Here is a 19303-nt window from a genome sequence, read left to right on the forward strand (position 1 = left end):
GTCAGGCGAAGTCACTGCTGGTGATGACCGCAACGGCGTCATGGCTGTGGATGCTCTCAAGGTTGCGCACGTGCACCCGGTGAGGGAGCCGTCGTGCACGGCAGGCTGTGGAGAGGTCCCGGACCATGTCTTCGACGAATGCGGGGTGGTCGTACGCCTGCATCGTCAACACCCGTTCATCGGGTCGCTTGACCAGGGGGATCACGGGTGCTGACCCGCTCGTCGTGAGCAGCGCGACCATCTTCGAAACGGAGAGCGGGTAGGCGGTATCTCCGCTGCCCTGAACGGTCAGAGTCACCTCGCTACGCTGGTTGTGCGCGCCGTAGTCGGAGATCGTCTTGGAACATGGGCACAGGCTCGTGACTTCAGTTCGAACTGACGTACTGACCCGACAGACCTCACCGTCGAGCCGACCTGCGACGGTGAGGTCGTGGACGGCGAACGACTCGGCGCCGGAGGCAGGGGCGGTGACCCGCGTCGAGACCGGGAACGAGACCGTCATCTCGATTGCAGGGGCGTCCAGTTCGTGCGCTCCCGCCTTGAGCAGTTGCGGCATCTGCCTAGGGTCGAAGCTCTGGAGGTGTTCGTCAGCGAGGGCCACCATGCGGCTCATGTGGGTTCCTCGGCGCTCGGCCTGAAGGCGCACCGTCACGGAGACCTCAGCGATCGAGTTCTGGACGAGTTCGCCGTCACTGAACGACACCGGGTAGCGCAAGCCGGCGATGCCCACCTGGTCGACCGCGATACCACGTCGATCCACTTCGTTTTGCACGTCGTGCACGTTCACCTGCCTCGGTAGGTGCACCCGGAGGTGCAGGTCTCGCGCACGGTCACCGCCGAAAGCGCGGGGAGGGCCGGGTGCAGCCGGTCCCAGATCCACACGGCCAGGTTCTCACTGGTGGGATTCTCCAACCCGCCCACCTCGTTGAGGTAGTGGTGGTCGAGTTCGGCCTCTAGCGGCTTGAAGGCAGCCTTCACGTCTCCGAAGTCCATGACCCAGCCAGCCTGCGGGTCGACGGGTGCCTCGACATGCAGGACGACCCGATAGGAGTGCCCGTGCAGCCTGGCGCACTTGTGGCCCTCCGGCACATTTGGCAGGCGGTGAGCTGCTTCGAAGGTGAACTCGCGAAAGATCTCCATCACTGGATCCCGAGATACTTGTGTGTCTGAAGCGACAACGACCAATGGGGGTTCTTGAGGCAGTACTGGACGGTCGCTCGCGTGTTCTCCTCGACATCGGCGCCGTCCATCGGTTGCAGACGGAAGTGCTGGAAGTCGAGGTGCTCGAACTGGGCCGGGTCGCCGCCGACTTGTGGGTAGACGAGTTTGAGTTCGTCCCCGCTGGTGATCACGAGCTCAGCACCCACCTTCGGGCTCACGCAAATCCAGTCGAGGCCGACCGGTGCCTGGCGCGTGCCGTTGGTCTCCACGGCCACGGTGAAACCGCGCGCGTGCAGCTCGTCGATCGCCGCTTCGTCCAGTTGCAGGAGCGGTTCCCCTCCGGTGCAGACGACGAACCGATGATCGCGGCTGTCCGAGGGCCACTGGCGCTCCACTGCCTCAGCGAGTTCAACGGCGGTGGCGAACCGACCGCCACCCTCACCATCGGTGCCAACGAAGTCCGTGTCGCAGAACTGGCAGATCGCCCGTGACCGATCCTTCTCGAGGCCGGTCCACAAGTTGCACCGCGAGAACCGGCAGAACACAGCAGGCCTGCCAGCGTGACTGCCCTCGCCCTGCAGGGTGTAGAAGATCTCCTTGATCAAATATGTCATGCGCGAGCAATCTGGTACCGCGCGGGGTCGCTCATGCCTGCCTCGGCGAACCCCTTGAGACGCAACAGACAGGTGTCGCAGCGCCCACACGCCGCGCCCTCCGCGTCGGGGTCGTAGCAACTGGAGGTGATCGAGTAGTCCACGCCCAGGCGCAGCCCTTCTCGGATGATGTCTGCCTTGGACATAGTGATCAGCGGCGAGTGCAGCTTCAATCGAGCCTGCCCCTCCACGCCTGCCTTGGTAGCCAAGTTGGCCATCTTTTCGTACGCCGCCATGTACTCCGGCCTGCAGTCCGGATAACCGCTGTAGTCAACCGCGGTGACCCCCGTGAAGATGTCCGACGCGCCGACGACCTCCGCGTAGGCGAGCGCAAACGAGAGGAAGATCGTGTTACGGGCCGGGACGTAGGTCACCGGGATGCTGTCCGCGTCGATGTCGTCGACGCTGTCGTGCTTGGGCACCGCGACGTCGGAGGTGAGTGCTGAACCGCCGAACAACCGCAAGTCGATCTCGGCGATCTTGTGATCGGCTGCGCCGAGGGATGCAGCCACACGCGCGGCGGCTTCGAGTTCCACGCTGTGCCGCTGCCCGTACCTGAAGCTCAGGGCGTAGGGCTTGAACCCCTTGTCCTTCGCGATGGCAAGCACCGTCGTGGAGTCGAGTCCACCACTGAGTAGTACGATCGCCGGTCGGCTCATCGACGTCACCTCCTTAATAGTGTTGGGTAGCTCGGAGCATCCTAACGCGGTAACTGAGAGATGAGTAATCTGCACTGTGGGCGAGTTACGAGGCGGGAGTTTGGGAGCGTGAGACAACTGGTCGTGGTGGTGACTTGCACCGATCGCAAGATCGCTGCTGCCGCTCCTGAGCTCCAGGTGAGGTCTCTGCCAGGGGGAAGCGTGACGCAGCGTCTCGGCGTGTGGCACGAACGGCTGAAGCGAGGGGCGTCGAAGATTCCGCTAGCCCGGCTCTACAAGGGCGAGCACTGGGTTCAGACCTGGGAGCTCATGCGAGTGGCGGCTTCCGCCGGCTTCGCCCCCGAACTCTGGGTGGCGTCGGCGGGGCTCGGCCTCCAGCCGGTGTCGAGTGAGTTCCCCGCGTACGCCGCCACGTTCAGCCCTCGGCACAACGACTCGGTCGCCACCTCCCCCGTTGACCGGAGGCTCTGGTGGAAGGGACTGCAGAAGCAGATGAGTACCCCCCGGGTAGCGGAGCTGGGAGGCCAGCGGTCTGTGCTCTTGGTGCTTTCCGACGTGTACGGGGCCGTTCTGCACCCCGAGTTGCACGAGTTGGCGCGGTCAAGCGAAGACGTCCTCCTCGTCGGTGGCAGTGAGGATGTCGAGGGCATGCGGCGCTTGCCGGCCAATGGCGCATTGCGCAGCGCGTTGGGAGGCACGATGACAGGCCTCAACGCCAGGATGGCGGCGTCCTGGCTGGCCCGTTGCTCAGGCGGCGTACTGACGGCCGATGCGACTTGCCGCAGTTGGGCGAGTTGGGCGGAGACTGTGGCGAACCCGATGCGGTACAACCGGGTGCCGCAGACAGACGCTCAGGTCAAGGACTTCATCCGCCGCAAGGTCGTCGAACACCCGGGCCATTCGCGGAGCAGGCTGCACCGCATGCTCCGCGACAGCGGCCTGGCATGCGAGCAGAGTCGGTTCGCACAGTTGTTCCTGGAAGTGATGGGGGAGCGATGATCAAGCGTCGGGCGTTGAGAATCAAGCAGCATCCCACGATTCCCTTGTACGTCTTCGCTCTCGCTGCGCACGAGGTGAGCCAGGTTGCTGACGTCGCCCGGATCTCACGCGACGCTGCGGGCAAGTTGCTCGGCTATCAGCGGCCGGAGAAGAAGCAGCATGTGAACCAGATCCTGGAGTATCTCGACGGGAACGACGTGCTGTTCCCCAACGGTTTGATCCTGGCTCTGCCCGAAACCGTGCGGTTCCGGGCGAGTCCCGGCCCAGTGACCGGGTACGACTCCATGGCCGTGAGCGGCACGATCGAAATCCCGCTGCCGGACTCGCCGGATGATCCCCGGCCAGCTTGGATCGTGGACGGGCAGCAGCGCAGTGCGGCGCTGGCGAAGACGACGAACAAGGGCCTGCCGATCATCGTCGCTGGGTTCGTGGCGGAAGATCTTGCCACGCAACGTGACCAGTTCCTCCGCGTCAACACCGTCTCGCCGCTGCCGACGAACCTGGTGTCGGAACTTCTTCCCGAGGTTCCAACACCGCTGCCCACCAAGGTGTCCGCGAGAAAACTGCCCTCCGCGCTCGTCGACGTGCTCAACCAGGATCGGGACTCGCCGTTCCGAAAGTTGATCAAGCGAGCGTCGACTCCCCAAGAGCAGCGCAGCTCTGCCGTGGTCACTGACAACAGCCTCATTACTGCGATCGAGGAGTCGCTCAACTCCTCCTCGGGTGCGCTCTTCTTGTTCCGTAACCTGTCGGCGGGCACGACTGACACCACAGCCATCCGTAAGATCCTCATCTCTTACTGGACGGCGGTGAAGGAGACCTTCCCCGACGCGTGGGGACTACCACCGACGAAGAGCAGGTTGATGCACGGTGTTGGCATCCGTGCGATGGGTAGACTCATGGATCGCGTCATGACCCATGTCGACCCTGGCGCTGACGACATGGTCGGTCTCATCCGCCGGGAACTCAGCTCGATCGCGGGCAGGTGCCGGTGGACGCAGGGGCGCTGGGAGGAGCTCAACATCGCCTGGAACGAACTGCAGAACACTCCCAGGCACATCAGCATTTTGTCGAACTTTATTGTCCGCGAATACGTCAGGTCGAGGTCGAACCCTTCGTGAGATTCTACTTTCCCGACAGTCAGGACCTGGTCAGTCCGACTTATGACTTTCTCAACGATGAGTATCTCGCGACCCGAGTTCGACAACGAGATGACGTCTATGCGCACGAGATCGTGGCGCCTCGTCCATACGACGGTATTCTCCTCAGTAAAGCCATTGTTGATCCCGCAGATTCTCGCAGTGCCGGGAAGTACGCTGCGTCGCAGCGGGCGCGTCTATACCGGCTGGGCGTCAGGAGGTTCTTCCGGCTGCCAGACGAGATGGACAGTCTCGGCGACTGCGGTGCGTTCAACTACATCGACGAGGAGTACCCGCCGTACTCGATCGAAGAGGTACTTGATTTCTACGATGGCTGCGGATTCGACGCGGGCGTGAGTATCGACCATGTTATTTTCGGCTATGTTCCTTCAGGGGCAGAGGACGACGTCGACCCCGCCTGGAAAAAGCGGCGGATAATCTCGCTGGATCTGGCCGAGCAGTTCATCAGCGCGGTCAAGGATCGCGAAAGTCCCCTCGAGCCTGTTGGTGCGGCCCAGGGCTGGAGTCCAGCCAGTTACGCCGACAGTGTCGTCCAGTTGCAGAAAATGGGGTACCACCGCATCGCCCTCGGTGGCATGGTGCCGCTCAAGACCAGCGAGATCCTCGACTGTCTTGTTGAGATCGAGTCGCGGCTGGAGGATCAGACCACACTTCACCTCTTGGGTATCAACCGAGTGGACAGCATGGAGAAGTTCGCCGAGCATGGCGTGGCAAGCTTCGACAGCACTTCGGTTTTCCGGCAGGCGTTCATGGATGAGCGCAACAACTACCACACGGCCAATGACACATACGCAGCGATCAGGGTGCCGCAGGTTGACGGTAATCCTGCATTGAAAAGGCGCGTTTTGGCTGGTTTGGTGTCCCAAGCGGATGTAATAGCGCTCGAGAGAAAGTGTCTCGCCCTGCTTCGTGACTACGACCAGTGCCGGGCAGGCATCGAAGAAACGCTCAGTGCGCTGGAGCAGTACGAGAAGCTGGTACTGGGCGAAGGTGCCAAAAAGAAGTCTTATCTCCCTCGGTACCGGCGCACCTTGGAGGAGATGCCGTGGAAGCACTGTCCGTGTGCACTCTGTCAGAAGCACGGAATTGAGATCGCGATTTTCCGCGGTACTGAGCGGAACAAGCGAAGAGGATTCCATAACCTCACAGTGCTCGAAGCCAAGATGCGCAAGCTCAGTTTTGCCGGCCGCCGCACTGGTGAGGCCGCTCAGATGAGGAGAACAAGTGGCTGACCAGTACACGCTGCGGCTCCCCGCGCTCGAGGTGCGCCAAGGACGGCGGCGCATCTACTGCTTCGCAGTCGACGGGAAGAAGTTGCACAGTTTCGCGGCAGTTTCGCGCATCCGGCGGGACGAGGACGAGCAGTTGCTCGGTTACCAGCGACCAGAGGTGCTCAGCCACATCAGGAGCATCCGTCGGTATCTCGAGTCGGACGGTGCGATGCTGCCCAACGCGATCGTCGTAGCGTTCGACAGCAGAGTCGAGTTCGTTCCCTCGCTGATGCAAGGGGAACAGGTTGACTACTCGGTGCTAGGGGAACTCGTCATCCCTGTCGACGAGACCCTGCCGGAGAACGACAAGCCCGCGTGGCTCGTCGACGGGCAACAGCGCAGCGCTGCCATCCGGGACGCCAACATCGCTGAGTTTCCGGTCGCGGTCGTCGGATTCATTACCGACGCCGAAGAAGAGCAACGCTCTCAGTTCATCTTGGTGAACTCCACCAGGGCGCTGCCGAAGGGGCTCATTCACGAGTTGCTGCCCAACACTTCTGGCCAGTTGCCAGCCGCATACCTCAAGCGCAAGCTGCCGGCCGAACTGATGACGAGGTTGAACGGGCAGCGCCGTAGCCCCTTCTACCGGCGCATCGCGACACCTACCGCGCCGAACGGTTACATCAAGGACAACAGTGTTCTGAAGATGCTGGAGCACAGTCTGTTCAACGGTTCTCTCTTCCAGTATCGCGATCCGAGTGACGGAAGCGGTGATGTAAAGGCGATCCTCGACCACTTGATCCTCTTCTGGTCGGTGGTGCGAGATGTTTTTCAGGAAGAATGGCGGAAGCCGCCCAAGGACTCGAGGCTCACGCACGGCGTAGGAATCCAGTCGCTAGGCTTCATTATGGACGAGTTGACCGAGGACATCCCGGTGGAGCGGATCAGAGAGGACGACATTCGCAAAGCGGTGGAGAGCCTTAAGCCACACGTGGCCTGGACCTCGGGCGTCTGGAAGTTCGGGGAGGGCGAGGAGCGCAAGTGGAACAATCTCCAGAACACACCGAATGACGTCAAGCAGTTGACTGAGTATCTCAAAAAGATTGTAAATAAAGGTGTCAAGAAGCGCGTGAGGTAGCGATTGACTGGGGCGCACCCGGCGTCGGATCGGGTGCGCCCTGCCTTGCGCTCTGTTCGGAAAGCATCCCCGATGCCCGGTAGCGGTACAAGTGTCTGAGTCGGGCCTGCCTCGCTACATCAGCTCAGTCGTCTCGAGGTCAAGTGGGAGTTCAGGCCTGCAGAACGGATGCGTCCGGCTGCGTCGAGGACTCGGGATGCTGGCCCCTGCTCTCTTGATTGTCGACCAGCGCCACTGCTCCACGGCGAGCTCTCACCACCGATGGATACCCTGAACGTCTTCTGCTGCTGAACAGGTCGCGCTCGATGTTGGCAACAGGTCCACACAACCGAGCCCTGGCCGCACTAGGCCCGGACGGCGTGGGTTGAGCAGACGGTCCAGGAAGCGCTCCGGGGCAGCCGAACCGTCGGCGGAGAACGTCGGCGACAAGCCTTGTCGAGGTCAATCGCGTCAAGATCGACAGTTGCCTGGCGGAACGCCGCTCCAGTCACGCTGCACCTGGCCAGCTCCATCAGTGCAGCAGGCAACCGCTCGGCCGACAACGCTGCCGTCACATCACGAAGCAGGTGCGACAAGGCCGCAATCTGGGGAGGTTAAGGAAGAAGAGAAAAGACGCGCCGGAAGTTGATGGTCATCCGGTCTCGTCTGTGTGGTGCCCCCGGCAGGATACAACGCAGACCATCCCCCTCTGGCCAGCAGTTTCTGCTCGGCAGGCTGGTCATCGAGCACAGCTTCCGGCTCGGCGAACCAGGTGGCGGTGCGTGATGAGGGCCTCGGCAGCGGAAGCGCCAGCCCGCCCGGTTGGTGACCAGTCACCGATCATCCGCTGGATCACGTTGATCATGGCCGCGGTAGTTGGCCTGACCTTCCTGTTCGGCTTCGGCAACGTGCTGAACCTGGCTCTCCGCCTCGGGGTGCCCGTCTGGGTGGCTCCGCTCGTCGCCCCGGCGGTCGACCTGTCGATCCTCGGCCTGCTGCTGGCGATCCGGCATCTGGTGACGACTGGGGCGGCACCGCACCTTCTTCGTCCGGCACGTCGCCTTCTGGTCTTCTGTAGCGTGGTGACTTTGGCGCTCAACGTCGCCGAACCGCTGGTGAGCGGGCATTTCGGCCGGGCGGCGTTCGACGCTGTCGGTCCGTTGTTGTTGATCGGCTGGGCTGAGGTGGGACCGGGCCTGCTGCAGGCTGTTGTCGACTCCGCTCAGGCAGGTGGTTCCCGCAAGCCGCACAGGCATCCCTCGGCAGCTGGTCAGTCGGAGGCCCGTGACGCCGGAACGGTAGCGGCGTCGGAGGCCATTTGCCGGGTGAGCCCCGCGAAGGCCAGCCATTCCGCGCAGAAACAGGACGGACCGGCCGCCCGTTCCGATGACCTGTTGGCGAGGGCGCGGGAAGAGGACGCCCGGCATCGGGCCGAGCATCAGCGGCCGATCTCAGCCGAGGGATTGCGTCGTCGACTGAAAGTCGGTGCGAGCAGGTCGCGACGGCTGGTCGCGGTCCTGCGTGCGGAGTGCAGAGAATCTGGAGAGCAGCCGATCGGTCCCCGCCGAGATCGGCACGGACCAGTAGCTGCCGAGGACGTTAGTGGGCGACGGGAGCCGGTCAGCGATGAGCGTTGACCAAGTGTGGATGGCCCAGGCCCGCCAGGAGATGCAGGCCTACCTGGAGAAGCCGCCAACGCACTTCAGCTCACGCTCGCCGACCCCGTAGCGGAAGGCCGGTACCTATGCTCGCTGTCCGACCCGGCCGCCGGGTCGTGGGACGGACGCGGACCGGATCGTCGGCGAGCACGGCGGAACATCCCCACGGGCATGGGGGTGGACACAACGGGGCCTCAGTTGTGTCAGGAGCGGTTCGGAACATCCCCACGGGCGTGGGGCGGACTGGCCCGGCGGCCAACGGTGGCACCATCGACTCGGAACATCCCCACGGGCGTGGGGCGGACTGGACGCGTCCGTTCGTGTCATGACTGGACAACGGAACATCCCTACGGGCGTGGGGCGGACGCCGTGCCCTCCACCAGCACCATCGGTTCCGGCGGAACATCCCCACGGGCGTGGGGCGGACATCCACCGCGTCCGCGTTACATCCACAGATCACGGAACATCCCCACGGGCGTGGGGCGGACCTCCAGTTCGCGGGCGCGACTAACGGAGACGACGGAACATCCCCACGGGCGTGGGGCGGACGCCACCGCCAACGCCCACCTGCTCACCGAGGCCGGAACATCCCCACGGGCGTGGGGCGGACCGGACGCGTCCATTCAGGTGGGGGGTGGTGATCGGAACATCCCCACGGGCGTGGGGCGGACACCGGAGAGTGGGCGCGCACCGACCTGGCCGCCGGAACATCCCCACGGGCGTGGGGCGGACACTTCGTGACCTGCGGTGTTTCCGCGCCATGTTGAGTTTTCAAGGGGCAGCGCCGCTGGCGTTCGGTAGTGCGAGTGGTCCCGGGCCTGGAGTTGTCAGGGGGTCACGGTATCCATTCGGGTGCCGTGGTGTTGCCAGTGTTCTGGGAGTGGATGGGTGGGCGTTGGTGGAGTGGCGGTTGTGGGGCAAGTCCAGGGGGTTGCGGAAGCGGTACCCGGTGGCCTGTCATGGGGCGGATGCGGCCGCGGCGGCGTGGGTGTTGTGGGAGGTGGTGCTGTCTGCGTCTCAGCGTGGGGTGATCGCGCGGGGGATGGGGGTCACCGGGGAGCATGCTCGGCGGTTGGTGGCGTTGTGGGCGGGCCTGCACGATCTGGGCAAGATCACCGCAGTGTTCCAGCAACTGGACAAGGCCGCCTTCGCCGAGCTTGAGCACCTGGCCGGCTACCCGGTGGACGGCTCGATTCCGCAGGTCAGGCATGACCTGGCGGGCCAGATCGCGGTGGCGCCGTTGCTGGCCGAACTCGGCGCGGCGCGGGCGCGCCGGTGGCGGGCTTCTCCGCAGTGCGTGGCCGCTCAGGTGATCGGGGGCCACCATGGCTGCTTCCACGAGGTGGGTGAGCGCGAGGCGAGGCTCTACCGCTGGCCGGAGGCCATGGGCGAGCAGCAGTGGGCCCAGCAGCGGCGCCTGCTGGTCGAGCACCTGCACACCGCGCTGGGCGCCCCGCCGATGCCGGTGACCTTCGAGGTGCCGGCCGCGGCGTTGGTGGCCGGGGTGGTGGTGCTGGCCGACTGGCTGGTCAGCCAGCTCTCCTTCATCACCGCCCGCCAGGACGACCCGGCCCGCACGGTCGCGCAGTGGTATGCGGGAAGCCTGGCGGCGATGCCGGAGGTGATCCGGGAGGCCGGACTGGGGCAGGCGGTGGTGGCGGCCACCGAGGTGAGCGCGGTGTGGGGGTTCGCGCCGAATGCGTTGCAGCGCAGCGTGCAGCAACAGCTGGCCACCGGCGTGAAGGGTGCAGGGTTGTTGGTGGTGACCGCGGCGCCGGGGGACGGCAAGACCGAGACCGCGCTGGTCGCCGCGTCGATGCTGGGGCAGGCCGCCGGGGTCTCAGGCGTCGTGTTCGCCTTGCCCACCATGGCCACCGCTGATCAGATGCACACCCGGGTGCGGCAGTTCACCCAGCGGGCGGTGACCGGGCCCTCGGCGGTGACCCTGGTGCACAGCATGTCCCGCCTGCACCTGGCCACCGGATCAGGTGCAGGCATGGTCTCGGATGAGTCCGCGGTGGCCAGGACGGCGTTGCAGTGGTTGTACGGGGCGAAGCGGGGCCTGTTGGCGCCGATGTCGGTGATCACGGTGGATCAGGCGTTGATGGCGGTGCTGCCGGTGCGGCACAACGTGATGCGTCTGCTGGGGCTTTCCGGCAAGGTGGTGGTGATCGATGAGGCGCACGCCTACGACGCCTACATGCAGTCGCTGTTGGCCACGTTGCTGACCTGGTTGGGGCATTACCGGGTCCCGGTGGTGTTGTTGTCGGCGACGTTGCCGCGGGTGATCAGCGACGCGTTGATCAACGCCTACCTGCGGGGCAGCCGCGGCAAGGCTCACCGGCCGGGCAGTTTCGCGATCGACTATCCGGGGTGGCTTTTCGTCGATGCCGCCGGCGGTGACACGGTGAGGCCCAGCCCGGCGGCGGTGGCGGAGATGGCGGTGATGCGGACCTCCACCTTGGCCGTGGACCTGATCAACGTTCCGGAGAGCCCAGAGAACAGCCGGGAAAGCCGGTCGGCGGTGCTGGGGGAGCTGTTGACGCCGCTGCGGGTGCGGGGTGGACGGGTGGCGGTGGTGTGCAACACCGTCGATTCCGCCCAGGCCACCTTTGAGGACCTCCTGGAGTGGGCTGGGGAGGAGGTGGAGGTGTCGTTGCTGCATGCCCGCCTGCCGGATGAGGATCGGGCCGCGGTCGCCGCCGATGTCCTTACCCGGCATGGGAAAGGTCCTCGCCGGAAGGAGAAGCCGAGCATTGTGGTGGCGACCCAGCTCATCGAGCAGTCCCTGGATGTGGACTTCGATCTGGTGATCACCGATGTGGCGCCGGTGGCCCAGCTGCTGCAGCGGGCGGGACGGTGCCACCGCCACGAGCGGCCCGAGCGGGAGCGGGGGGCGTGGCCGGGGCAGGCGAGGTTGGTGGTGCTGGTGCCGGTGGAGGAGTCCGGGGAGTTCGCGATGCCGCCGGTGTGGCGGTCGATCTATCCGCGGTATCTGCTGGAGCGCACGCTGACGGTGCTGCGGGCCCGACAGGGCAAGCCGGTGGCGATCCCCGGGGAGGTGTCCGGGCTGGTCGGTGAGGTCTATGACGAGTTCAGCATGGACCAGGACGATCAGCGCTGGTGGACAGAGTATGAAGGCCAGCGGCTTGCCCAGCGTGATCAAGCCGGGTGGGTGATGGTGCCGGAAGCCGGTGTGATCTCCCGGTTGGAGGAGCTGTCGCAGGCGCCGGTGGTGGATGCGGGGCTGCTGGAGCGCCGGGAGGTGGAGCTGACCACCCGGCTGGGGGCCGATACCCAGCGGGTGGTGTGTTGCTTCGTCGATGATCAGGGGCGGCGGTGGCTGGATCGCAACCGGTGGATCGCGCTTCCGGGCGAGCATGCCGCGGCGAAGTCCCGTCCGTCGGCGGCGGTGATCCGGATGGTGATGGGCTGCTCGATCCCGGTCCGTGCCTCGTTGCTGAACGAGCACTGCGACAGCGAGGCTGCCCGGTTGCCGGCGAGCTGGGAGAACACGCCGTGGTTAGGGGACTTGCGGATCATTCCCTTGCCGCTGACCGAGGCCGGGTCCGGGTCGGTAGTGATCGGCAGGCGCAGGTTCTCCCTGGACGACCGTCTCGGTCTGGTGGTCACCAAGCTGAGTTGAACGGCGCGGACTCCCTGCGGTTGACATCGGTGTCGTGGGGCGAGTGCACGCCCCACGACACCGTTCCCCACCAGCGTGAGGAGGCATGGAGGCGTCTCCAGGCTCTAGCGATCGACACACGGTCGCTGGAACACCCTCACATGTTTGATGGGACTCGTTGCATTCCGACAGATTTCGCCACTTAGAAAGTGGAGGTTGTCCACCGGTCTTGATAGGTTGCCCTGGTGATTCTAGTCTGGCGGAGTCGGAGAGGGTTGACCGCCTGGATGCTGAGTGGATATGCGTTTTCTGTGACTTAGTCTAAGGGTCGACTCATCTGTTTGCGACCTCAAGGATTTCAGCTCGGTCCTTCGAGCTTGATCCCTTGAATGCGGCGCGTGCGATCACCGTTCTTCGAACTTCATCTATCAAGAAGAACAGGACGACCACCGCGCCACCCGCGACCCACCATCGGCTCACCTGCTACTGCTCCCTCCAGGTTCTGGCTCTGATGGGACGGGACCCTATGACCTGCGGATTCGTCAAGTCAAGCGGACGCGAGGCGTGAGGCAGAAGACGACAGTGTGTTGATCGCTCGCGCGAGACAAGGTTGAGGGTTCCGTAAGCGCGACCCATCGCGTATCCGCTGCTCAGAATGTTGTCGGTGGGAGGTCGTGTGCTTCGGGTCGACCTGAGATGGGACGTGGAGGTTCACCCGAATGGGTTGCTTCGCTCTGTGTTGGTCCGTGGTGGCTACCTTTTAGGGCAACCTGGCGACTCGGTCGACAAGCTTTCGTAAGGTGGTTTTGTGGATGGGGCACAAATAATGGGCACAACCGAGGTCGGATTCGACTTGCTGGAGCGGGAGTGGATTCCGGTGCGCCGGGGAGCCAGCGTGTCCTGGGTTGGGTTGCGGGAGCTGTTCACCCAGGCACACGACATCGACGACCTCGCGGTGTCGATCCCGCCGGCGGCCGCGGCCTTGTGGCGGGTGCTCTACGCGCTGGCCGCCCGGATCACCGGCCTGGCCCCCAGCGACCCCGCCGAACACCCCAGCCCCGACGACTGGCTGGACCGGCGTTTCCACCTGCTCGACCCCGCCGAAGCGGGCAGCGGCCGGTTCGACCCCGAGGCGATCGAGTCCTACTTCGCCCAGCACTCCGAGGCCTTCGACCTGTTCGGGCCTCGGCCGTGGATGCAAGAACCCGCCCTCGCCCAGCAGTGCCCGTCTTCCTCGGGGATCAACAAGCTGGTCTTCGGGCGGCCCACCGGCAACAACCAGGTCTGGTTCGGCCATTTCACCGATCAGCTACCCGAACCCATCCGCACCCGGGACGCCGTCTTGCACCTGCTGATCCAGCACTACTACGGCCCGGCAGGCAAGTGCACCGCCCGCACCGTCAACGGCGCCCGGTTCTCCAACTCCACCAAAGGAATCCTGCGCTCGACCCTGTCCTACCACCCCATCGGCAACACCCTGTTCGAGTCCCTGCTGGCCGGGCTGCCCGCCCCGGTCGGCAACCCCGAGCAGGAACCCGGCCTGTGCCCGTGGGAACGCACCGAGCCCGTGGACCCGCTGGGGCTGCCGCCGCGGCCGAGCTGGCCCGGAGGGCTGCTCACCGGGCGTTCCCGGCACGCGGTCCTGCTCTGCCCCGATGCCACCGGGGAGCACGTCGTGGACGCCTACGTCACCTGGGCCTGGCGCCAGCCCGCCGCTGAGGTGCCCGATCCCTACCTGATCTATCAGCTCAGCAAGGACAGCAACCTCTACGGCCGCCCGGCCAAGGTCGAGCGCAGCCTCTGGCGTGACCTCGACGCGCTGCTGCGCTCCACCAGCACCAGCAGCGCCCAACCCCGGCGCCCGACGGCCTTTGCCACCCTCGCCGAGCTGCCTGAGCAGGTGCGGGCGCGGTTGCGGGTACGGGCCTACGGCTTCGATCAGGACGGCCAAACCCGGGAAAAGCGGTGGTTCTCCTCCGTGACCCCGCCGGTGCTGAACTGGCTGGAGGAGAACAATCCGCGCATCCCGCACCAGATCGGCCTGCTGCGCGAGCGCGCCGAGGCCGTCGGGACCCGGTTGGAGGCGGTGCTGGCGCGGGCCTGGCAGCAGGTCCTCGACACCACCGACCGGAAGAAACGGGGGCCCTGGCCCGAACGCGCGGCCCAGCTCTACTGGCCGGCCGCGGAGGAAGAGTTCTGGGCCCGGCTGCGCGCCGAGAAGATCGAGACCTCCTCGGCCGCCTTCCGGACCTTGGCCCACCGGGCCATCAACACCGTGCTGTCGGAGGCCGAGGGGACCAAGCCCGCCGTGGTCAAGGCCCTGGCCGCGGCCCGCCGCAACTTCGACAACCCCCAGTGGGGCAAGGAGAACAGGTGAGCACCACCGTCGCCCCGTCCGGTGAGACCGGGTACGTGAAGTTCGTCGCCCACATCCACCGGCTCTGCGCCACCTCACCCAGCGCGCGGGCCAACCTGCGCCGCGCGGAGCGCCGCAACCCGGAGGAGGCCAACGCCGCCACCCACAAGGTGCTCGCCCGCTGGCTGCCCCGCGATCCCAGCCCGGGACGCGAACGCGCCTACTACACCGTGGCCGCCCTCATCGCCGCCCAGCCCGCCGCCACCCACCACCGCAACAACCCCACCACCCCGCCCGAGGACGCTGGTTCCGAGGAGTCCACCACGTCACCGGACAACGCCGTCCCCGACGAACCCGCCGAAGCGGCGAGGTGGTGGGAGCTGCCCACGGTGGGCGTGTCCTTGGCTCGGGCAGCGGTATCCCGTCCCGGCCAGCCCAAAGCGATCAACCCCCACAGCGCCGAACAGCATCTGCGGGTGCTCTGCCGGCAGAGCCTCACCGGCCTGCACCGCCACCTGCCCGTGGTCATCCGCCGCCTCAACGAGGTCAACGCGAGCCCGGACTGGGTGCGCCTGCTCCACGACCTGTGCCGCTGGGAACACACCCCGCGCCTGGTGGCCAAGGAATGGCTCCAGGACTTCTACCGCACCCTCATCGATCTCGACCCCGACACCGCCGACAACGGAGAGTAAGACGTGACCAGCGCCCCCGCCCGCTACCTCGACCTCCACCTCCTGCACACCCTGCCCTATGCCAACCTCAACCGCGATGACCTCGGATCGCCGAAATCGGTGGTATACGGCGGAAAGGAACGCGCCCGGGTCTCCAGCCAGTGCTGGAAACGCGCCGTGCGCCTGGAAGTCGAACAGCGCTTGGCCGACCCCGCCGTCCGCACCCGCCGGCTGACCAAGAAGATCGCCGAAGACCTCCACGCGGTGCACCAGTGGCCGCAGGAGTTGGCCGGTCTCGCCGGGCGTGCGGTGGCCGCCTCCGCGGAGCTGGGCATCGACAAGGCCGGGCTGACCGTGCTGGTCTACCTTCCCCAGGACTCGATCGCCGAGCTGGTCCAGGTCTGTCTGGGCCACCGCGACACCCTGGAACAGGCCCTGACCGCCCAGGACAAGACGAGTGAGAAGCAGGAGGACGGCAAACCCAAGGGTGGCAAGGCAAACAAGCGGGACAAGGCGCTCGACCTGGCCGAGGTGCTGCCCCGCAAGCAGATCGTCGAGCTGATCACCAGCCGCAACAGCAGCACCGCCCTGTTCGGCCGGATGCTCGCCGAGGTCCCGGGGTCCAAAGTGGACGGCGCGGTGCAGGTCGCTCACGCCTTCACCACCCACGCCACCGAGATCGAAGTGGACTTCTTCACCGCGGTGGATGACCTCAACCCGGCCGAACTTACCGGCGGCGGTCACCTGAGCCAGAACGAGTTCACCACCGGGGTCTTCTACCGCTACGCCAGCATCAACCTCACCGACCTGACCACCAACCTCAACGGCGATGCGGCGCACGCGCTGTCGGTGACCGAGGCGTTCCTGGACACCTTCTGCACCGCGATGCCGCAGGCCAAAAAGAACAGCACCGCCCCGTTCACCGTCCCCGACCTGGCCTACCTCGCCGTCCGCGCCGACCGCCCGGTCTCCCTGGCCGCGGCGTTTGAGAAACCGGTCTCCCCGGCCAGTGGCACCGGCGGCTTCGGTGCACCCTCGCGCCAGGGCCTGGCCACCTACGCGACCCAGGTCAACACCCTGCTGGGCACCCAGACCCTGCCCTTTGCCGGACACGCCGCCCTGCAACAGGAAACCCTGGACGGGCTCGGGCAGCGCCACGCCAGCTTCGGTCAGCTTATCGGTGCGGCCCTGGCCGCGGCGGCGCCGGAGGCGCGGTGATCGGGATCCTGCTGCACCTGGCCGGCCCGATGCAGTCCTGGGGGATTGCGGCGGCCTTCAACGATCGCGACACCCACCGCTACCCGACCCGCTCCGGGCTGTTCGGGCTGATCAGCTCCGCCCACGGCCATCCCCGCACCACACCGCTGGACGCCCGGTGGGACAAGTTGGTGCTCACCGTCCGGATCGACCGGCCCGGTGTCCGGATGAGCGACTTCCACACCGTCGGCGGCGGACGCCGCCCGGAGCAGACCGTGCCCACCTCCGAGGGCAAACGCCGTTCCCTGGACACCGCCACCATCACCTCTCGCCGGCACTACCTGGCCGACGCGGCCTTCACTGCGGCCCTGGAGGGCCCCGCCGAGGTCATCACCGGCATCGCCGCGGCACTGGCCCACCCGGTCTGGGCGCCCTACCTCGGACGGCGCAGCTGCCCCGCCGAGGCCCCGCTGCTACTGACCCCCGCGCCGATCGAGCACGCCGCGGCCGAACTCGACCATCTCCCCCTCGCGCGCCCGGCACCCCGCGGGAAGGACAAGACCACGGTGAGCGTGGAGTTCGTCCTGGAAGCCCCACCCGGACCACAGGAGGAGGTCTGCCGCAGTGAGGAACTCCCGGACCTGCCCTCCTCTTTCCACCCGCACGAGCGCGCCCACCACGACCGGCGGGTCTACCTGCACACCCGGGCATTGCCCGCCGCGCTGTGCGGCGGGTACGGCAGCGACTACCTCACCGCTCTGCACACCTACCTGGAATCCACCACGTCATGACCCTCTGGCTGACCCGGATCACCCCGAACCTGCGCCACCAGCGCAGCCGCGCCGACCTGCACAACGCCGTCGGCATGCACCGCACCGTCATGTCCCTGTTCCCTGATCAGCCCAGCGACCAACCGCGCCGGCATGCCGGCGTCCTTTTCCGCCTCGACAACGATGCGGCCGGCCCGCAGATCCTGGTGCAAAGCCAGATCGAACCCGCACCGGAGAACCTGGTCGAGGACTACGGCACGCACGAGTGCCGCGAGATCACCCCGCTGATCGAACAGCTGCGCCCCGGAGTGGTGGTGCATTACCGGATTGTGGCCTGCAGCAGCAAACGCCTGGCCCGTGACCAACCGCCCTACCGCAAAGGCCAGCGCATCGCCCGCACCGAGGCCGAAGCCCTGGCCTGGTGGGAACTCCGCGCCCCCGAACACGGCCTGACCCTCAACCAGACCCAGACCACCATGATCACCGCCGAGCGCTCCGCCCGCAGCCAGGACACCATCCGTCACCCCCGCACCCGCTTCCAGGGCATCGCCACCATCACCGACGCCGAGATCGCCCGCCAGGCCGTGCTGCGCGGGATCGGACGCGGCAAGGCCTACGGCTGCGGCCTGCTCAGCCTCGCCCCGGTGCGCAGCCCTTGGTGACCGGCCCGGCGCGGCGGCGTCTGGCCGCGCCGTCGGTGGTGATGCTGCCGCGGGTGGCCGACTCGCTGAGCTTCCTCTACCTGGACCTGGTGCGGATCGTGCAGGACGAGACCGGGGTACATGCCCGCATCGACACCCCGCGCGGGGTGGATCGGATCGCGTTGCCGGTGGCTGCCTTGTCCTGCATCCTGCTGGGCCCTGGCACTTCCATCACCCAACCGGCGCTGGCGACCATCGCCCGCCACGGCGCCACCGTGGTGTGCACCGGCGCCGGTGGGGTGCGCAGCTACGCCGGGATCCTGCCCGACTCCCTGACCACCCGGTGGCTGGAGCACCAGGCCCGCGCCTGGGCCGATGAGCAGATCAGGCTGCGGGTGGCGGTGGCGATGTATGAGAAACGCTTCGGCACCGGACTCCCGCCGGGTACGACTCTGGCGCAGTTGCGTGGTCTGGAAGGGCAGCGGGTCAAGGCGCTGTACAAGCAGTTGGCCCAGCAACACCGGATTCCCCGGTTCCGGCGCGACTACGACCCAGCGCGGTGGGAGGAGCAGGACCCGGTCAACCTGGCGCTGTCGGCGGCCAACACCTGCCTGTACGGCATCGTCCAACCGCGATCCTGGCGCTGGGCTGCTCCCCCGCGCTGGGCTTTGTCCACAGCGGCAAGCAACACGCCTTCGTCCACGACATCGCCGATCTGTATAAGGCTCGTACCACCATCCCGCTGGCCTTCGCCCTGCACGCCGCGAGCAACCCGGAACAACAGGCCCGCCGCCGTTTCCGCGACGAGCTGCGACTGATCAAGCTGCTGCCCCGCATCGTCACCGACATCCAGCAGCTCCTCGCCCCTGAGGAGGCCGATCCGGTGCCGGAACACGAGGCGGTGGAGTTGGTGTCGTTGTGGGATCCCGAGCTGGGGGTGCTGCCGGCGGGGGTCAACTATGCCGAACACAGCATCGGCTGAGCTGGGGAGGTTGTTGTGCCGTCGATGGTTGTGCTGGCCACCACCGCGGTTCCCGACCACGTGCACGGGGCGCTGAGCCGGTGGATGCTGGAGACGATGCCGGGGATGTTCGTCGGCAGCGTCTCGGCCCGGGTCCGGGACTTGTTGTGGGACAACGTGAGCGCGGTGATCGGGGACGGCGCGGCGGTGCTGGTCTACCCAGCCGACACCGAGCAGGGCTTTGCCATCCGCACCGCCGGAGAGCGCCGGCGCCAGCCCTACGAGGCTGACGGGCTCACCCTGATCCGCTGGACAGCTCAGGGTGAGGACGCTGAAGAACACGAAGTGCCGTGGTAAACGTGCAGGTCGCGAAGTGTGCGCCCCACGCCCGTGGGGATGTTCCGCCCACCGAGTGCCGGGAGTGGACGCGGGTGCCGTGCGCCCCACGCCCGTGGGGATGTTCC

The 19303-nt window shown here is 66.3% G+C and carries 17 protein-coding genes and 2 CRISPR repeat arrays (1 of these 19 only partly in view); of the genes, 13 read left to right on the top strand and 4 right to left on the bottom strand.

What is annotated here, in order from left to right:
- Position 1: 1 nt before the first annotated feature.
- From M8C13_RS08650 to queC, 4 genes are read right to left on the bottom strand one after another with little or no spacing between them, the layout of a single operon-like run.
- Positions 2-781 carry a GTP cyclohydrolase I FolE2 gene (locus tag M8C13_RS08650; RefSeq protein ID WP_252479975.1) on the bottom strand — a complete coding sequence of 260 codons (780 nt, stop codon included), beginning with the start codon at positions 779-781 and terminating at the stop codon, positions 2-4.
- Between the two features lie 2 nt (positions 782-783).
- Positions 784-1140: a 6-carboxytetrahydropterin synthase QueD gene (queD, locus tag M8C13_RS08655; protein WP_252479976.1), complete on the bottom strand. Its 357-nt coding sequence runs from the start codon at positions 1138-1140 to the stop codon at positions 784-786.
- The gene (gene queE / locus M8C13_RS08660) at positions 1140-1775 is read right to left on the bottom strand and encodes a 7-carboxy-7-deazaguanine synthase (protein ID WP_252479977.1); all 636 of its coding nucleotides are present in this window, start codon (positions 1773-1775) and stop codon (positions 1140-1142) included. Before queE ends, queD begins: the two co-directional genes overlap by 1 nt.
- Entirely contained in the window at positions 1772-2701 is a 930-nt protein-coding gene (gene queC / locus M8C13_RS08665; protein WP_308202775.1) for a 7-cyano-7-deazaguanine synthase QueC, read from the bottom strand. The genes queE and queC overlap by 4 nt, the downstream gene beginning before the upstream one ends.
- Between queC and M8C13_RS08670 the strand changes: the two genes are divergently transcribed.
- The 13 genes from M8C13_RS08670 (at position 2675) to cas2e (ending at position 19196) form a co-directional block, all read left to right on the top strand.
- Positions 2675-3472: a hypothetical protein gene (locus tag M8C13_RS08670; protein WP_252479979.1), complete on the top strand. Its 798-nt coding sequence runs from the start codon at positions 2675-2677 to the stop codon at positions 3470-3472. The genes queC and M8C13_RS08670 overlap by 27 nt on opposite strands.
- Positions 3469-4593, top strand: a complete 1125-nt coding sequence (dbpB, locus tag M8C13_RS08675; RefSeq protein ID WP_252479980.1) for a DGQHR domain-containing protein DpdB — start codon at positions 3469-3471, stop codon at positions 4591-4593. Before M8C13_RS08670 ends, dbpB (M8C13_RS08675) begins: the two co-directional genes overlap by 4 nt.
- Positions 4590-5864 (top strand): tRNA-guanine transglycosylase DpdA, encoded by a 1275-nt coding sequence (gene dpdA / locus M8C13_RS08680; protein WP_252479981.1) that lies wholly within the window; start codon positions 4590-4592, stop codon positions 5862-5864. Before dbpB (M8C13_RS08675) ends, dpdA begins: the two co-directional genes overlap by 4 nt.
- A complete protein-coding gene (gene dbpB, locus M8C13_RS08685; RefSeq protein ID WP_252479982.1) occupies positions 5857-6981 on the top strand; it encodes a DGQHR domain-containing protein DpdB in 1125 nt (374 codons plus the stop codon). The genes dpdA and dbpB (M8C13_RS08685) overlap by 8 nt, the downstream gene beginning before the upstream one ends.
- Before the next feature lie 764 nt (positions 6982-7745).
- A complete protein-coding gene (locus M8C13_RS08690) occupies positions 7746-8597 on the top strand; it encodes a hypothetical protein (RefSeq protein WP_252480204.1) in 852 nt (283 codons plus the stop codon).
- 174 nt (positions 8598-8771) lie between these two features.
- Positions 8772-9350: a CRISPR direct-repeat array (repeat unit 29 nt; unit sequence CGGAACATCCCCACGGGCGTGGGGCGGAC).
- Positions 9351-9378: 28 nt separating this feature from the next.
- Positions 9379-12264: a CRISPR-associated helicase Cas3' gene (gene cas3, locus M8C13_RS08695; RefSeq protein WP_252479983.1), complete on the top strand. Its 2886-nt coding sequence runs from the start codon at positions 9379-9381 to the stop codon at positions 12262-12264.
- Positions 12265-13069: 805 nt separating this feature from the next.
- The gene (gene casA / locus M8C13_RS08700; protein ID WP_256508786.1) at positions 13070-14620 is read left to right on the top strand and encodes a type I-E CRISPR-associated protein Cse1/CasA; all 1551 of its coding nucleotides are present in this window, start codon (positions 13070-13072) and stop codon (positions 14618-14620) included.
- Complete coding sequence (gene casB, locus M8C13_RS08705; RefSeq protein ID WP_252479985.1) at positions 14617-15291, top strand: type I-E CRISPR-associated protein Cse2/CasB; 675 nt, start codon at positions 14617-14619, stop codon at positions 15289-15291. The genes casA and casB overlap by 4 nt, the downstream gene beginning before the upstream one ends.
- Before the next feature lie 3 nt (positions 15292-15294).
- Entirely contained in the window at positions 15295-16488 is a 1194-nt protein-coding gene (cas7e, locus tag M8C13_RS08710; protein ID WP_252479986.1) for a type I-E CRISPR-associated protein Cas7/Cse4/CasC, read from the top strand.
- Complete coding sequence (gene cas5e, locus M8C13_RS08715) at positions 16485-17258, top strand: type I-E CRISPR-associated protein Cas5/CasD (protein WP_252479987.1); 774 nt, start codon at positions 16485-16487, stop codon at positions 17256-17258. The genes cas7e and cas5e overlap by 4 nt, the downstream gene beginning before the upstream one ends.
- Positions 17255-17899 (top strand): type I-E CRISPR-associated protein Cas6/Cse3/CasE, encoded by a 645-nt coding sequence (cas6e, locus tag M8C13_RS08720; RefSeq protein WP_252479988.1) that lies wholly within the window; start codon positions 17255-17257, stop codon positions 17897-17899. The genes cas5e and cas6e overlap by 4 nt, the downstream gene beginning before the upstream one ends.
- On the top strand, positions 17896-18696 hold the full coding sequence (gene cas1e, locus M8C13_RS08725; protein WP_252479989.1) for a type I-E CRISPR-associated endonuclease Cas1e: 801 nt from the start codon (positions 17896-17898) through the stop codon (positions 18694-18696). The genes cas6e and cas1e overlap by 4 nt, the downstream gene beginning before the upstream one ends.
- A gap of 188 nt (positions 18697-18884) precedes the next feature.
- Entirely contained in the window at positions 18885-19196 is a 312-nt protein-coding gene (gene cas2e / locus M8C13_RS08730) for a type I-E CRISPR-associated endoribonuclease Cas2e (RefSeq protein WP_252480205.1), read from the top strand.
- 18 nt (positions 19197-19214) lie between these two features.
- Positions 19215-19303: direct repeats of the CRISPR family, unit length 29 nt; unit sequence GTGCGCCCCACGCCCGTGGGGATGTTCCG; it runs 427 nt beyond the window's last position.

Source organism: Crossiella sp. SN42 (assembly GCF_023897065.1).
Taxonomy (GTDB): Bacteria; Actinomycetota; Actinomycetes; order Mycobacteriales; family Pseudonocardiaceae; genus Crossiella.

What these genes read in the sequence shown, in the direction of transcription:
- queD (WP_252479976.1), bottom strand. Translation starts at nt 1,140, where the DNA reads ATGGAGATCTTTCGCGAGTTCACCTTCGAAGCAGCTCACCGCCTGCCA.
- cas2e (WP_252480205.1), top strand. Translation starts at nt 18,885, where the DNA reads ATGGTTGTGCTGGCCACCACCGCGGTTCCCGACCACGTGCACGGGGCG.
- casA (WP_256508786.1), top strand. Translation starts at nt 13,070, where the DNA reads ATGGGCACAACCGAGGTCGGATTCGACTTGCTGGAGCGGGAGTGGATT.
- cas3 (WP_252479983.1), top strand. Translation starts at nt 9,379, where the DNA reads ATGTTGAGTTTTCAAGGGGCAGCGCCGCTGGCGTTCGGTAGTGCGAGT.
- dbpB (WP_252479980.1), top strand. Translation starts at nt 3,469, where the DNA reads ATGATCAAGCGTCGGGCGTTGAGAATCAAGCAGCATCCCACGATTCCC.
- queE (WP_252479977.1), bottom strand. Translation starts at nt 1,775, where the DNA reads ATGACATATTTGATCAAGGAGATCTTCTACACCCTGCAGGGCGAGGGC.
- M8C13_RS08690 (WP_252480204.1), top strand. Translation starts at nt 7,746, where the DNA reads ATGAGGGCCTCGGCAGCGGAAGCGCCAGCCCGCCCGGTTGGTGACCAG.
- cas6e (WP_252479988.1), top strand. Translation starts at nt 17,255, where the DNA reads ATGACCCTCTGGCTGACCCGGATCACCCCGAACCTGCGCCACCAGCGC.